Genomic DNA, 14,563 nt, shown 5'->3' on the forward strand with positions numbered 1-14,563 from the left:
TTGCTTATTTTTTGTGGTTAAGTCAGCTCACTTTACGGTATAACACTGATTTTGCTTATCAAACGGTTTGTGATTCAGGCATAGACATTGCCCGCCACAAGATAGTAAATAACGCATCAAACTCATCAGTAATGGGACCGGGATGTTGCCGGATGATATGCATGAGTCCCAGTCGGCTGATAAAACCCATATAGACATCAAACAGGGTATAAAGCGGTACGGCATCGTTTAGGATGCCGCGGCTTTGGCCATCCGCTAATACCGTCAAAAACGCATCAAGCAGCATTCTATTCTCATAAATAGCAATGTTACGGTAGCGAGATACTGGCACCGCCGTCGATAGTACCATCACCGCATTCGGGTTTGAGTCAACAAAATCAAAACAGACCCATAGTGTTTTACGCAAACGTTCTTTAACGCTATCAATGCCTTGCAGGTGATCAATCATACGAGCAGCCAATCGTGCCAACACCCGATCCAATATAGTATAAATAACGGTTTGTTTGTCACCAAAGTATTTATACAGTGTTTGCAGCGACACATTGGCGCTATTGGCAATCTCAGTCATGGTCACCTCACTGGCATCACGACCATCGAATAGGTGTAACACCGCTTGCTCAATTCTATCGAGCGTTGATTGGCGCATGGCTGAAAGCGGGGCAGTGGTAATAGAGGGTTTAGGACTGCTCATATAAGTATCCAAGGTAGAGTAAGAGAATCAGTTGACCTTGATATCATCAATCATTAATGGCATCAATCATTAATAGAATGGGAACAAAAATCAGTTATCAAGAGTAATCAGGATTACCATAATTTAAGTAGCTATTGCTTGAGACGCTGTTATTTGTCAGTATGCTTATTAGTTACAAGGAAAGGCAAGCAAATAAAGGCATACCTTATCATTTTTTATTGGTAATTATTATTACCCTTATTCTCAGGTCGTAGAACAAATGAGAGGACAGGCTTATTTATGAGTTGCCGCAAATGACCCTTGATGATTTTATAAACCCGATTTATTAACCCAAGACCAAGGATGGACCCATGACGATTGAATGTTTTAAGCCCAGATGGATAGATGAAGAGATTGAGATGTTGCAAGAGAGTGCGCTCAAGTTGTTTAAAAAATGGGAAGCGCACGACGAAAAATGGCGTGAAAACGGTATGCTCGATCGTGAAGCTTGGTTGGAGGCGGGCGAGATGGGGTTTTTATGTGCGTCCATGCCAGAAGAATACGGCGGCGCAGGTGGTGACTTTCGCCATGAAGCGGCGCTTATTTATGCGCAGTCAGAAGCCAATCAAGCAGGTTTTGGCGGCTTTTTGCATTCCGGTATTGTGGCGCCTTATATCCTACATCACGGAACAGAAGCGCAAAAGCAAGCATGGCTCCCTAAAATGGCAACGGGTGAGATGATTGGGGCGATTGCGATGACTGAGCCAGGTACCGGCTCCGATTTGCAGAACATCAAAACTTATGCGGTCAAAGAGGGTGACGATTATATTATCAATGGCTCAAAGACCTTTATTACCAATGGTCAATTAGGCAATTTAATTATTGTGGCGTGCAAAACCGATAGAGAAAAAGGCGCCCAAGGCGTGTCGCTGATCGTGGTTGATACGGATAATGCCCCAGGGTTTGAGCGCGGCAAAAAGCTAAAAAAACTTGGGCTGGCATCGCAAGATACCTCGGAGCTGTTCTTTACTAATATGCGCGTACCGCAAGCAAACTTATTAGGTACTGTAGAGGGCATGGGCTTTATGCAGTTGATGCAAGAGCTACCGCAGGAGCGTCTAATTGTAGCGCTTGCCGGTATTGGAGCGATGAAGCTGGCGCTGGACTTGACCATTGACTATACCAAACAGCGTACTGCCTTTGGCAAACCGGTATGGAGCTTTCAAAATACCCGCTTTAAGTTGGCAGAGTGCAATACTCATTATATTGCCTCGAGTGCCTTGTGTGATGCGGCTATTGAGGCACTGTTAGAGAAAAAACTCACGGTACAACATGCCGCATTGATAAAGTATTGGGTGACTGAAAAGCAATGCATCGTGATGGATGAATGTGTGCAATTATTCGGTGGTTACGGCTACATGATGGAATACCCCATTGCGCGCTTGTATGCAGATGCGCGGGTACAAAAGATCTATGGTGGTACTAACGAGATCATGAAAGAGCTGGCATCACGCTTTATGTAATACCATTCTGACCCGTCAGTTTTGATCAGCTCGTACTATTCATCATTTAATTGAGGAGACTATTGTCTCCTCAATACTTCATTATTTATCAACTATAAATAGGGATTTTTTATGACTGAGACCGCTTATATCTATGATTCAATTCGAACGCCCCGCGGTAAAGGAAAAAAAGACGGGGCGCTTTATCAAGCGACACCCATTTGGCTCGTCCGCACGCTATTGAAAGAGATGCAACAGCGCCACAATCTCGATACTAGCTTGGTCGATGATGTGGTGCTTGGCTGTGTGACACCCGTTGGTGAACAAGGCTCAGACATTGCTCGCATCGCAGTCCTTGATGCTGGCTGGCATCAAAGTGTGGCTGGTTTAACTTTATCGCGGTTCTGCGCATCAGGTCTTGAATCTATTAACCTTGCAGCCGCCAAAGTCATGTCAGGTATGGAGGATATGGTCGTAGGCGGCGGCGTTGAGTCTATGAGCCGTGTACCGATGGGGTCTGATGGCGGTGCTTGGTATATGGATCCTCGCGTTAACGAGGCCACAGGTTTTGTGCCACAAGGCGTCGGTGCAGATACGATCGCCACGTTACAAGGCTTTAGTCGCACGGACGTCGATGAGTTTGCTGTCGAATCACATCGCCGCGCAGCCAGCGCTTGGGATAATGGATACAATGATAAATCAGTCGTTCCTGTCACTGATCTTAACGGCATGTTGTTGTTAGACAAAGATGAAACTATCCGTCCTAATACTGATGTTGCAACCTTAGCTGGTCTCAATCCTTCGTTCGTTATGCCCGGTAAAATGGGCTTTGATAGCGTGATATTGGATAAATACACGACGATCGAAAAAGTCAATCATGTCCATCATGCGGGTAACTCGTCAGGTATCGTTGATGGTGCCGCCCTTTGCTTAATTGGCAGCGCTGCTGCTGGTAAAAAAGTAGGTCTAAAACCGCGAGCAAAAATCACTATGGCCGCCGTGATTGGTTCTGAGTCAACGATTATGCTGACGGGTCCAACCCCTGCATGTCAAAAAGTGCTTGATAAAGCAGGTATGCAAGCGTCAGATATCGACCTTTGGGAAATTAACGAAGCCTTTGCTGCCGTACCGCTAAAAACGGCAAGAGATTTTAATGTCTCGCTAGATATCGTTAACGTTAATGGCGGTGCTATTGCTATGGGTCATCCGCTTGGTGCCACTGGAGCCATGTTGATGACGACCGTACTTGACGAGCTAGAACGGCGAGATCTAAAAACGGCAATGATTACACTATGCGTCGGCGGCGGCATGGGCATCGCTACCCTCATCGAGCGCGTATAGATCAATAAACCGTTATCAATTTAGAGTGTCATTAGTTAGAAGAGTGCCATTAATTAGATTGGAAGCAACCGCATATAAAAGGGATTTAGGATGACTATAAATAGCACAGATAAAATGGATAGCGTAAACGCTATTAATGCATTGGCAAACTTTGTTGCCCAGCGTGATGATGATGGTATCGTCACAGTAACAATTGATCAAAACGATCGCAGAATGAATGTCATCGGCGATGGGTTCACCGAAGCCTTTGCCACACTGACTGATAGCTTTATGGCAGATGAGTCTGCTAAAGGCTTGATCTTAACCTCAGGCAAAGACACCTTCGTTGTCGGTGCCGATATTGATTCGTTGGGTAACATCAAAACTGCTGAACAAGCGTTTGAGCTGGTTGAAGACCTTAAGGGTAGCCTACGTAAACTTGAAAAGTCAGGAAAACCTGTAGTAGCTGCCATGACAGGTACGGCGCTAGGCGGCGGTCTTGAGATTGCTTTAGCTTGTCATTATCGTATTGCTATTGACTCGCCTAAGACTAAGCTCGGTCTGCCAGAAGTCAAGTTGGGTCTGCTGCCCGGTGGTGGTGGCACTCAGCGTCTACCACGCTTGGTCGGTATCCAAAAAGCACTTGAGTTAATGACTCAGGGTACAGAATTGCGTCCTGGAGCCGCGAGAGACATCGGTCTTATCGATGCGACTGCCAGTGATCAAGCAGATATACTACAGCAAGCCAAAGAGTGGATCAAAGCCAATCCTAAAGCGCAACAGCCATGGGATAAAAAAGGGTTTAAAATTCCGGGCGGCGACAGCAAGCATCCCAGCGTTGTACAGATATTTTCTATAGCACCAGCAATGGCGAACCAAAAATCACATGGCAACTATCCTGCTATTACACACATTATGTCGTGTGTGTTTGAAGGCTGTATGGTCGACATCGATACAGGTTTAGAAATCGAATCTCGTTATTTTGTGGCCTGTGTGCTCTCTGCCGAATCGAACAATATGATCAACACGCTTTGGACACAGCTTAACAGCATTAAAAAAGGTCAATCACGTCCTGATGGCTTTGATAGATACAAGACCAAAAAGGTCGGTGTTCTGGGTGCTGGCATGATGGGTGCAGGTATTGCTTACGTCACTGCAAAAGCAGGAATAGAGGTCGTATTACTGGATACCGAAATCGCGGGTGCTGAGAAAGGTAAAAGTTATTCAACCAAGATTCTTGATAAAGCCATTAGCCGTGGTCGTTCAACTGAAGAGAAAAAACACACTTTATTGAGTAAGATTAAAACCACGGTCTCTTATGATGATCTTGAAGGCTGTGATCTGATCATCGAGGCCGTCTTTGAAAATCGTGACATTAAGGCAAAATGTACCCAGCGATCTGAAGCGGTTATTCCTGAGTCAGCGGTCTATGCCTCGAATACATCGACATTGCCAATCACCGGCCTAGCAACTGCCAGTAAGCGCCCGAACCAGTTTATCGGTCTGCATTTCTTCTCACCAGTCGATAAGATGCCATTGGTTGAGATTATCATGGGTGAGCAGACCGATGATGAAACACTAGCCAAAGCTTTTGACTATGTATTACAAATTGGTAAGACCCCAATCGTCGTCAATGACAGCCGTGGTTTCTATACCTCGCGCGTATTCTCAACGTATGTGTCAGAAGGTATCACTATGCTAGGTGAAGGGGTTCATCCACGCAGTATCGAAGTGGCGGGTATGAAAGCAGGTATGCCAATGCCGCCATTAGCGCTACAAGATGAAGTGTCTTTAAGTTTGGTTATACATATTACTGAACAGACCAATAAAGACCTAGAAGCTGAAGGTAAGCCTCCGGCCAATCGTCCTTCTTATGACGTGCTAAAAGTCGTAGGTCAAGAGCATAGCCGTGAAGGCAAAAAAGCGGGTAAAGGATTTTACGACTATCCAGAAAATGGCGAGAAGCACTTATGGCCTGAATTGACCAATTTATTCCCCACAAGTGCAGAGCAGCCATCACAACAAGACGTAGTTGACCGCTTATTGTTTATTCAAGCCAACGAATCAGCCAAATGCTATGAGGAAGATGTCGTACGCTCTGTCGCAGATACCAACGTTGGCTCTATCTTTGGTTGGGGCTTTGCGCCGCAGCATGGTGGCACGCTACAGTTCATCAATGCGATGGGCGTAGACAAGTTCGTTGCGCGTAGCCGTGAGCTTGCTGAGCAGTATGGCGACCGTTTTGCACCAGCACAAATCGTAGTAGACATGGCTAAAAAAGGCGAGGAGTTTACCGATGCCTAATAGCACATCTAGCATGTCATCAAGTATTGGTCATATGACTGATTGCTTACAAGGATTGCGAGTCGTCGATTTGACTCGCAATCTACCAGGACCTTTTGCAACCCGTCTGCTTGCCGATTTAGGAGCAGAGATCATCAAGATTGAGCCCAAAAATGGTGATCCTGCCCGCGCATTAGGGGGACTGTTTGAAGCTTTAAATCACGGTAAGACTATTGAAAAATATGACTTCCGTGATCCTGAAGGTATCGAGTCAATCAAGGCGCATCTAAAAGACGCGGATGTCATGCTCGATAGCTTCCGTCCGGGAGTATTGGAAGGCATGGGTTTAGATGCCAAGACCATTCATGCCATCAATCCACAGCTGGTTATCGTATCCATCACTGGGTACGGGTCAGAAATTGGTGACGATATTAAGCATGAGTGGGCTAATAAAGCCGGTCACGATATCAACTTTATGGCCATGAGTGGCGTCCTTGATCAGTTAAAGACTGCTGAAGGCGAGCAGGCCATGCCTAACATCCAGTTTGCAGATCTGGCTGGTGGTAGTGATACCGCAGTGATTGCGTTATTGGCTGCTGTATTCGCCGCCCAGCGGACGGGTAAAGGTCGACACGTTGCAGTCAGTATGACCCACAGCTTATACCAGCATATGGTCATGCCAAAGGCAACGGGGGCGCTAGTCAAAAGCTTCTCAGGTCAGAATCCACCGCCACAGTACGATTTCTTAGGTGGGCTGCTGCCTTGTTATCGTCTGTATAAAACGTCAGATGATCGCTATATGGCAGTGGGCTCTCTAGAGCTCAAGTTTTGGCAAGGCTTGTGCGACGTGCTAGAACTGCCTGAGCTAAAAACCAAGCACTGGCAACTCGGGGTAATGCCCAACATGCCGGACAGTAAAGATGCTGCCAAGACAGTCACGGAGACCTTTGCCAGCCAGCCGCTTCGCTATTGGCAGGAGACCTTTGCGTCAGCAGATGTTTGCGTAACGCCTGTTTTGACTTTAGGAGAAGCCAAATTGCATCCACTATTTGCGCATCAAGATGAACACCATGCCACATCTGGATGGCAACAAGTTGAATATTAAAAAATAGTAAATGCTACTATAAAAAGTGACTCATTAATTACCAAGGAAGGTATGTTATGAATAAATTTTGGACGGACAGTTATCCTGAGGGCGTAAGTGCTGAGTTAACGTGTGAGCATAGAACGCTACTTAATTTTTTTGATAATACATTTGCTAAATATGCTCAAGCAGAACTGAGTACCAACATGGGGGTGACGTACTCTTATGAGCAGATTGATACTATATCTCGAGATATTGCAGCCTGGATTCAGAGTCTAGGGCTGGCGAAAGGCTCTACCGTTGGAATTATGATGCCCAATGTCAATCAGTATTATCCCATAGTTGTCGGGGTAATTCGTGCGGGGATGGTTCTTACGACCATCAACCCTTTATATACCGGACGTGAACTTAAGCATCAATTGATGGACTCAGACGCCCAAGCAATATTCATCTTAGAGCCATTCTGCGAGACGTTAGAAAAAGTCATTCATGAGACCGGTATTAAATCCGTGGTCATCAGCACGATTGGTGACATGCTGGGAACGATAAAAGGCAACGTAGTGAATTTGGCGGCCAAGCATATTAAAAAGGCCATCCCAAGCCACGGGTTAAAGTCGAACTCAAGCTATAAGGTAGTCAGCTTTAAATCTGTAGTAAAGCAAGGTAAGTCTTTGTCTTATTCTCGCCCTGTGGTTCAGCCTGATGATTTAGCGATGTTGCAATATACAGGCGGGACGACTGGGGTTGCCAAAGGGCTTTTAGTGACTCATCATAATGTAGTAATAGCGACCGCTCAATTTGAAGAATGGTTCAATCCTGTTTATAAAAATCTGCCTAAAGATACTCAAATCAATACTATTGTTGCTTTACCCTTGTACCATATTTACGCTTTTGTTGTTTTTCTGTTAGGGGTACGCGTGGGTCAGCACCTCACGTTAGTGACCAATCCGCGTGATATCGACGGCTTTGTTAAAATATTAGGGCAGCGACCGTTTCATATTCTCCCGGCGGTCAATACCTTGTATCAAGCTTTGCTCAACAACCCTAAATTTGAGAGTCTTGATTTCTCGGAATTAAAGTTGTCGCTGTCAGGCGGCATGGCGGCAACACCAGCAACAGCGAAGAGATGGCAAGACACTACCGGTTTGCCAATTATTGAAGGCTGGGGCATGTCAGAGAGCTTAGGCGTTGGTACTGCCAATCCGCTTATCAATACTGAGTACAACGGCAACATTGGTTTACCACTACCCGGTGTTGACATCAACATCCGTGATGAAGAGGGAAACATTCTCGCGCTGGGTGAAGTCGGTGAGATGTGTATCAAAGGCGATAATATTATCTCAAGTTATCATAAAATCGATAACGCCAGCTTCTTTACGGTTGATGGCTACCTCAAAACTGGTGATGTGGCTTCGATGAATGAGCGGGGTTATATTCAGATATACGATCGCAAAAAAGACATGCTTATCGTCAGTGGTTTTAACGTATTTCCGAATGAAGTAGAAAACATCATTGAGATGCACCCTAAGGTTGCTGAGTGTTCAGTGGTCGGGGTCGATGATGAGAGCCAAGGTCAGTCAGTCAAAGCTTATGTCGTAAAATCTGACAACAGCGTCACTGAGCAAGAGATTAAAGACTTTTGTAAAGAGAGTCTGGCCGGTTATAAACGTCCGCGTCACATTGAGTTTATAGATGAGCTACCCAAATCTACAGTCGGTAAAATATTACGCCATGAGCTGCGAAAAAAAGCGAGTCAAGCTTCCTAATAATTGAGCCAGAATAGGTTGGATGACCGTTTATCCTTGATGAAGGTTTGAGAGTCTCATCAAGTATGTAAATGTACCAATGCCAGTCAATCCAACGACCCTCTATTACTGACCGACATACACCTTAAAAAAAGCCGCTATTACCTAAATATAAATGAGGTATATCGGATTTTTGTGTGTGATGTAAATTCAATAAATAGGGTTATAACAAGGCAGTTATTGTACAAACCGCTGACCTATAAACCTTTATAGATAGCTTGGCGTAAATCAGATTGGTGGCTTTAATAGCCTTGCTTTTTCAGTCCGGCATAGCCTGCCAGTCTCTTTCGCTCCGTATCACTAAATTGACTGCGTTCCAGCTGATCTATCTGTACTTGAGCTTTGGTTTCGCTACCGGCATTTTTAATCAGCGCTTGTCGCTTAGTTTGATACTGATTAAATCGAGCATCAAAGTTAGCATCTTCCGTATCGACAATGGCTAAACGTGAAGCTGCTGCTTCGCCAACCAACCCACGGCGCATGACAAATAACTCTTCTTTACTAGCGCCTTTGGCTTTCATCTCTTCAGTACGCTGGGTAAGCTCACCAAAATTGGCTTGTTTTTGGAAGTTTTGCTTAATCTCTCCTTCTGGCAATCGGCTAATATAGTCCTCACGGCTGGTCTTTTTTTGTGCCGCATTCAAGCTATTGTCTTGTTCAATGCTTACCATAGCAACGCTGTAGTCTTCATAAGCATCTTCTCCTCCAAAGAATGCTTGAATGGTGTTCTCATCGAACAACTTTTGGCGTATGCGATTGACATCTTGACCACGTTGGGCAATCAGATTGAGATCTAACTTACCCGCTTGGGTAGCTTGCATTTGTAAATTGCCATAACTGTCTTGTAGGCCGTCGAGCTCTTTTAGATAGGATATATATTGGTGAAATATGTCAATGGCTGAGCTGGCCGCTGGCTCTGGCGTATGATGGCGAATATAGGCTTCTACTCTGGCAACGATAGTCGCTTCATTTTCCTCGCCCATGGCGGATAGGAAATAATCAAATAAGCGCCGCAGCCCTTCTGTGACTACCAGCTGTTTATTTTCATCAATAATAATCTCGCCATCGACATCAGTATCTTGTAAAGAGCGGGGCATGCGCTCAAGCCCTGTGGTAAAGGCAGTTGACGCCTTGCTATTAGTTGCTTGGGTCTCGGCATCAGTAGCAGTGGTATCATCTGTCGTAGAGACTGTAGTGGTTGAGGTGGCAGTATTGGTGCCCGTAACAGTCGTAGGCGCTGAGTTCGGCTTTAGCCACCAAATAAGGCCAGCGAGGAGTGCCAAGACTAACAAGGCAATAATGATAATGGTCTGAGTGTTGCGTTTGTTGTCCATAAAAACGTCAGCATCCTTGCAGTAATTGAACTCTTCCGGTTATATAGGAGATCGTTTTGTTGAAGTCAGGCCGCTAAACCTGAAAAGTTAAGATTATCATAATACATTGCCGCAAACTTAAAAGGCGACCCATAACCGATTGCACTGTGCAGTGTGCAGACGCTTTTTGTTCAACCAATTAACCCAGTCAGTCTTTCAAACAATTAGGCACCTCAGACTTATTATGCTTAATTGCATTCATTACATTAATCACAGTGGTTTCGTAGTTGCTCATCAATATGTCTGGCAATAATATCAGGGTCTTTTATCCATGCACCGTGTGGATTACCGGTTATACGCTCAGGTAGTTTTACAGAAATTAAGGTCGATTCGGCACAAAGATTGGCGAGATTTTGGGTGGATTTATAGGGGGCATAGCTGTCACCTTCGATATAAAAATACAATCCACGGCCTTTGCCAGCATTCAGATCACCTTTGATAAAGTCATAACGACCTGTCAGTGCGGTATGGCACCAGTCATTCATGATGCCCTTAGTCTCTCGATCGCCAAAACCAATTTTATAGCCGGGGAAATAGCCATAAATAATAACCAGTGGCTTGAATATTGCGATCGCTCGCAGGATGTTTAATCGGCCCCAGCCTTGCCAGTTTTTATAGTGTAAATTTCCTGTGGCTACCGCAATCACTGGGATGTCTGTTAATGCGCTATAAATAGTTGCCATATGTCCACCTAAGCTATGACCCAGAAGATATGTTTTTTTATTTTCTGAATAGCCTAACAAAGGCGGTATAAAGTGCGAGACGATATCTTGATAGTTATAATTAACACTGCGGTCTAGTTGCGGTTCATTCTCGCCGCAGCAGGGATAATCTGCTCCGATCACGGTATAGCCTTTGGTCGTTAAATGCTCAAAAAATTGGCCGTATTTTTGTAGTGGCACCCCGATAGCAGTCATAAACACCAGCGTCGTTTCTCGGTCGTGCTCGGGCTCTGGCTTATGAATGTGTACATTAACGGAATATTGTTTTTTGAACGTAAAGGTAGGCATCTACATTATCCTCCATGATAAATATAAGGGCTAATGAAGTGTAACGGAAATCCCAAGTAGTGTTTTCTCCATAAGGTCTTTTATATTTACTACAAAGTCACAAATCTTGATGGTAAAATTTTTTGGTTATAAGTATAAATTATTATTAGTAATGTTAATTACCATTATTAAGGTACTAATGAGATCATGAAGGAGCCAGCCTCACGCTCTATGTAGAGGCTAGAGATAGGCTCATCATGCTCCTAAAGAAAGTCTGAACTTCACTCAATTACTGGATACCGCTATGATAAAGTATTTAGGGTACGTAAGCGTCGCAAAAACTCGAGCCAAAGTGTTGGGTGCGGTTACTCGCCTAATTCCCATGCCAAGACCGCTGCTATTCGTAGGCGAGCAGGCGTGCGATGAGCTGTGCGATATGCTCATTAATGAAGGCAGCACTCATGTATTTATCGTCACTGATGCCGTTCTAAATAAGCTGGGTGTGCCCTCAAAAGTTACCGACTATCTGGATCAAAAAAATATCCGCTATCAAGTCTATGATGGCATTACTCCTGATCCAACTTCTAAAGTGATTGAAGAGGGACTGGCGCATTCGGTTGAAGCTAAATGCGATGCGGTGATAGGGATAGGTGGCGGGTCGGTGATTGATGCTGCCAAAATGATTGCCATGTGCCAAGGTAATGATTGCAAGCCGAAGCAGCTTATCGGCCTTTTTAAAGCTAAAAAACCGTGCTTGCCACTATACTGCATTCCTACTACGGCTGGCACAGGCTCAGAGGCGACCATAGGTGCGGTAGTATCGGACGATAAAACCCATCAAAAAGCCATCGCTATTGATCCAAAAATGGTGCCACGGGCAGCCGCTATCGATCCAACAATCATGAAAGGTATGCCACCGCATATTACGGCTGATACCGGTATTGATGTACTCACTCATGCTTTAGAGGCATGAGTGAGCGTGAATGCTACTGCGGAGACCGACTACTATGCGGCCTCTGCTGTCAAAGTCGTAATGAAATATCTACCGATGGCTTATAAGGATGGTGACAACCTAAAAGCCCGAGAAGAGATGGGTATGGCTGCTCATTATGGCGGTATTGCTTTAAACAAAGCGGGGCTTGGTTATGTCCATGCTATCGCTCATCAGTTGGGTGCGTATCATGGCACGCCGCACGGGCGCGCCAATGCCATCGTACTGCCTTATATACTTGAGCTCAACCGTAAAGCCAGTGAGAAACGACTGGCAGCGCTGGCAAGAAAGATTGGGGTTGTAAAGAGTAGCCAAGCCAATGATGGCGATGTAGCGGATCAGCTTATTACTCAAGTAAAAATTTTGCTGGAAACTGTGGGCATCGATCCTATTGTTAAAGATATGCAAACAAGTAATTTTGATAGTATGGCAAAAGCCGCTGCCAAGGAAGTTAGCGATACTTATGCCGTCCCAGCCTATATGAATGGCGCAGGCATTAAAGATATCTTAATGAAAATAAAAACGGCGAGTGACAAGGCTATTAAGGAAAAATCAGTTAGTAAACAAGCCTCATAACAGGGTGAAGAGATCAAGTTTCATAACGGTATGAATAGAATATTATTATTGGGATTTAACGACAGCTAGGATTTAACGATAGCAATCGAGAAAGGCTCATAATCAAATTGTGGGCCTTTCTTGATTGGCTTGAGAGCGTGGCTGCAGAATATGTGGCTCATACTTGCCGGAATAGAGAAGGGTTCAATAACCATTATCTTCTAAATTCGGCAGATACTCTCCTAAATTAATAGAGTCCGCTGAGTGCTTGTTAAATCAATGGAGGTCTACATTCCCTCCAGCGGTTTTGAGCGATAATGTCTTACGCATCGTTGATAGTATAGTGGCTTTGTAGACTTGCTTTCATATTTTAAGAGACTCCTCAAAAAGAATGTTTTAAAGTAAGTGGATAATATTTGTTATTAAAAGGATTGAATGTTATGTCCCAACGGACTCTAGAAACAGAAAGCCTGTATCTTAGGCAGTGGCAGCCAAGCGATTTTGCGATATTCGCTGATATGAATGCTGATCCAGAAGTGATGCGATATTTTCCCAAGTTATTATCCGCTACAGTGAGTGATATCATTGCGAATAAATGTCAGCAGCTCATTAAAGATAAGGGTTGGGGATTTTGGGCGGTAAGTCTAAAAGATGGTTCAGAAAAGAGTGATGCTTTTATCGGTTTTGTGGGCTTGAATGAAACGCATGCTGATCTTCACTTTGCTCCTTGTGTCGAGATTGCTTGGCGACTGCGCAAGGAGTTTTGGGGACAAGGCTATGCTACTGAAGCCGCGAATGCCTCTTTAAAGTTTGCCTTTGAGGAGCTAGCACTGGATGAAGTGGTCTCTTTCACTGCTGTTATTAATAAGCGCTCCCAATCAGTTATGGAGCGGCTCGGTATGACCAACACGCAGGACAATTTTTATCATCCTGCGCTTAAGCCAGACCATGTACTTGCTGAGCATGTCTTATATAAAATTAATCAGCAGGAATGGCGGAAAACTCAAGCCAATTAACCTTTTCTTCAAAACCTTACGCCCTCGAAAAAGTCAAAATATGACCTTTAAATGGCATGTCCAGATAAGTGGTGTCTTCCGGCTTGATATGTTTGCTACTAAAGCCAAACTCTGCCATTTTTGCGGTCAGTTTGTTTTTGCGGCCACGACCAGGGTCAACGACGATCACTTCACAGTTTGGATTGGCATGACGTTCGATGAACGCTGCCAATGTAGACACATGCTGGTCTTCATAGAGTAAATCGCTACCGATAATCATATCAAAACGACCAAGACCGCTGTTCACTTGTGCCCAATCTAAGCGCTCAAACGCAATCTCTTTACTACTATTCAATAAGGTATTTCTATCAAGGAAGTACTCGACCGTCGGATGATAGTCCGTCGCAGTGATATCTGCATGCCGATGGTTAAGCAGTAGGCTAGATAATGCCATGCCGCAACCGACCTCTAGGATACGCTTGCCAGCGATATCATAATCGAGCATATGGTTGGCTAGCACCAAGCTTGACGGCCATATCACGCCAAATAATGGCCAAGATGCCGAGCAAATACCTAATTTGAGTGCCTCGTCATTAGGGTCGCTAAATTGTTGGTTATCGCGCAGAGTACAGACATGAATATCGGTATTGCCAATTTCAATCGTTTGATAACGCACGCGCACAGAAGTAAGCGAAGTCATAAACCATCCTAAAAAAAGAGCAAGAGTGCAAAATCTGGCAGAGGTTGCCACTATCAAGGGGTGGGTAGTATTATTTAATGAGTAATGTTATCTAGTGAGTAATATTAACTAAATAAGAGAATTTAAATAATAAGGGTTAATAAAAAGTTAACAAGAAGAGAGTGGGGATAACTAAGGTGGTTATAATAGTATGCCTGATTGCTGAATAAGTTGTTGTTATTTAGCAGGGTATTCTTATTATTTTGACATTACTGTGATTTAGGTGTGACAGTTACGAGTAAGGGCTACTGATAGCG

10 protein-coding genes and 1 pseudogene are annotated in these 14,563 nt (G+C 44.5%); 7 read left to right on the top strand and 4 right to left on the bottom strand.

Features of this window, described 5'->3' with window-relative positions:
- Positions 1-58 precede the first annotated feature (58 nt).
- Positions 59-691, bottom strand: a complete 633-nt coding sequence (locus JMX97_RS05070; RefSeq protein ID WP_201555850.1) for a TetR/AcrR family transcriptional regulator — start codon at positions 689-691, stop codon at positions 59-61.
- A 350-nt stretch (positions 692-1,041) separates the two neighbouring features.
- On the opposite strand from JMX97_RS05070, the gene JMX97_RS05075 reads away from it, so the two are divergent.
- The 5 genes from JMX97_RS05075 (at position 1,042) to JMX97_RS05095 (ending at position 8,625) form a co-directional block, all read left to right on the top strand.
- A complete protein-coding gene (locus JMX97_RS05075) occupies positions 1,042-2,193 on the top strand; it encodes an acyl-CoA dehydrogenase family protein (protein WP_201555851.1) in 1,152 nt (383 codons plus the stop codon).
- A 111-nt stretch (positions 2,194-2,304) separates the two neighbouring features.
- Positions 2,305-3,513, top strand: coding sequence for an acetyl-CoA C-acetyltransferase (locus JMX97_RS05080; protein ID WP_201555852.1), 1,209 nt, complete (start codon positions 2,305-2,307; stop codon positions 3,511-3,513).
- A 90-nt stretch (positions 3,514-3,603) separates the two neighbouring features.
- Positions 3,604-5,796 carry a 3-hydroxyacyl-CoA dehydrogenase NAD-binding domain-containing protein gene (locus JMX97_RS05085; RefSeq protein WP_201555853.1) on the top strand — a complete coding sequence of 731 codons (2,193 nt, stop codon included), beginning with the start codon at positions 3,604-3,606 and terminating at the stop codon, positions 5,794-5,796.
- The gene (locus JMX97_RS05090) at positions 5,789-6,880 is read left to right on the top strand and encodes a CaiB/BaiF CoA transferase family protein (protein WP_413786392.1); all 1,092 of its coding nucleotides are present in this window, start codon (positions 5,789-5,791) and stop codon (positions 6,878-6,880) included. The genes JMX97_RS05085 and JMX97_RS05090 overlap by 8 nt, the downstream gene beginning before the upstream one ends.
- Positions 6,881-6,936: 56 nt before the next feature.
- Entirely contained in the window at positions 6,937-8,625 is a 1,689-nt protein-coding gene (locus JMX97_RS05095; RefSeq protein ID WP_201555854.1) for an AMP-binding protein, read from the top strand.
- A 281-nt stretch (positions 8,626-8,906) separates the two neighbouring features.
- Here the strand turns inward: JMX97_RS05095 and JMX97_RS05100 are convergent, their stop codons facing one another.
- The gene (locus JMX97_RS05100) at positions 8,907-9,998 is read right to left on the bottom strand and encodes a lipase secretion chaperone (protein ID WP_201555860.1); all 1,092 of its coding nucleotides are present in this window, start codon (positions 9,996-9,998) and stop codon (positions 8,907-8,909) included.
- Between the two features lie 245 nt (positions 9,999-10,243).
- Positions 10,244-11,047 (bottom strand): alpha/beta fold hydrolase, encoded by an 804-nt coding sequence (locus JMX97_RS05105; RefSeq protein WP_201555867.1) that lies wholly within the window; start codon positions 11,045-11,047, stop codon positions 10,244-10,246.
- A 361-nt stretch (positions 11,048-11,408) separates the two neighbouring features.
- Here JMX97_RS05105 and JMX97_RS05110 point away from each other — a divergent pair.
- Together JMX97_RS05110 and JMX97_RS05115 are read left to right on the top strand one after the other, a co-directional pair.
- Positions 11,409-12,593, top strand: a pseudogene (locus JMX97_RS05110) (iron-containing alcohol dehydrogenase).
- Between the two features lie 419 nt (positions 12,594-13,012).
- On the top strand, positions 13,013-13,588 hold the full coding sequence (locus JMX97_RS05115) for a GNAT family N-acetyltransferase (protein WP_201555869.1): 576 nt from the start codon (positions 13,013-13,015) through the stop codon (positions 13,586-13,588).
- Positions 13,589-13,604: 16 nt separating this feature from the next.
- Here the strand turns inward: JMX97_RS05115 and JMX97_RS05120 are convergent, their stop codons facing one another.
- Positions 13,605-14,267 carry a class I SAM-dependent methyltransferase gene (locus JMX97_RS05120; RefSeq protein WP_201555870.1) on the bottom strand — a complete coding sequence of 221 codons (663 nt, stop codon included), beginning with the start codon at positions 14,265-14,267 and terminating at the stop codon, positions 13,605-13,607.
- Between the last annotated feature and the right edge of the window lie 296 nt (positions 14,268-14,563).

This window comes from Psychrobacter sp. 72-O-c, assembly GCF_904846605.1.
Lineage (GTDB): Bacteria > Pseudomonadota > Gammaproteobacteria > Pseudomonadales > Moraxellaceae > Psychrobacter.

Bases quoted from the DNA above. Each gene is read 5' to 3' on its own strand.
- JMX97_RS05070 (WP_201555850.1), bottom strand. From the start codon at position 691: ATGAGCAGTCCTAAACCCTCTATTACCACTGCCCCGCTTTCAGCCATG.
- JMX97_RS05075 (WP_201555851.1), top strand. From the start codon at position 1,042: ATGACGATTGAATGTTTTAAGCCCAGATGGATAGATGAAGAGATTGAG.
- JMX97_RS05080 (WP_201555852.1), top strand. From the start codon at position 2,305: ATGACTGAGACCGCTTATATCTATGATTCAATTCGAACGCCCCGCGGT.
- JMX97_RS05085 (WP_201555853.1), top strand. From the start codon at position 3,604: ATGACTATAAATAGCACAGATAAAATGGATAGCGTAAACGCTATTAAT.
- JMX97_RS05090 (WP_413786392.1), top strand. From the start codon at position 5,789: ATGCCTAATAGCACATCTAGCATGTCATCAAGTATTGGTCATATGACT.
- JMX97_RS05095 (WP_201555854.1), top strand. From the start codon at position 6,937: ATGAATAAATTTTGGACGGACAGTTATCCTGAGGGCGTAAGTGCTGAG.
- JMX97_RS05100 (WP_201555860.1), bottom strand. From the start codon at position 9,998: ATGGACAACAAACGCAACACTCAGACCATTATCATTATTGCCTTGTTA.
- JMX97_RS05105 (WP_201555867.1), bottom strand. From the start codon at position 11,047: ATGCCTACCTTTACGTTCAAAAAACAATATTCCGTTAATGTACACATT.
- JMX97_RS05115 (WP_201555869.1), top strand. From the start codon at position 13,013: ATGTCCCAACGGACTCTAGAAACAGAAAGCCTGTATCTTAGGCAGTGG.
- JMX97_RS05120 (WP_201555870.1), bottom strand. From the start codon at position 14,267: ATGACTTCGCTTACTTCTGTGCGCGTGCGTTATCAAACGATTGAAATT.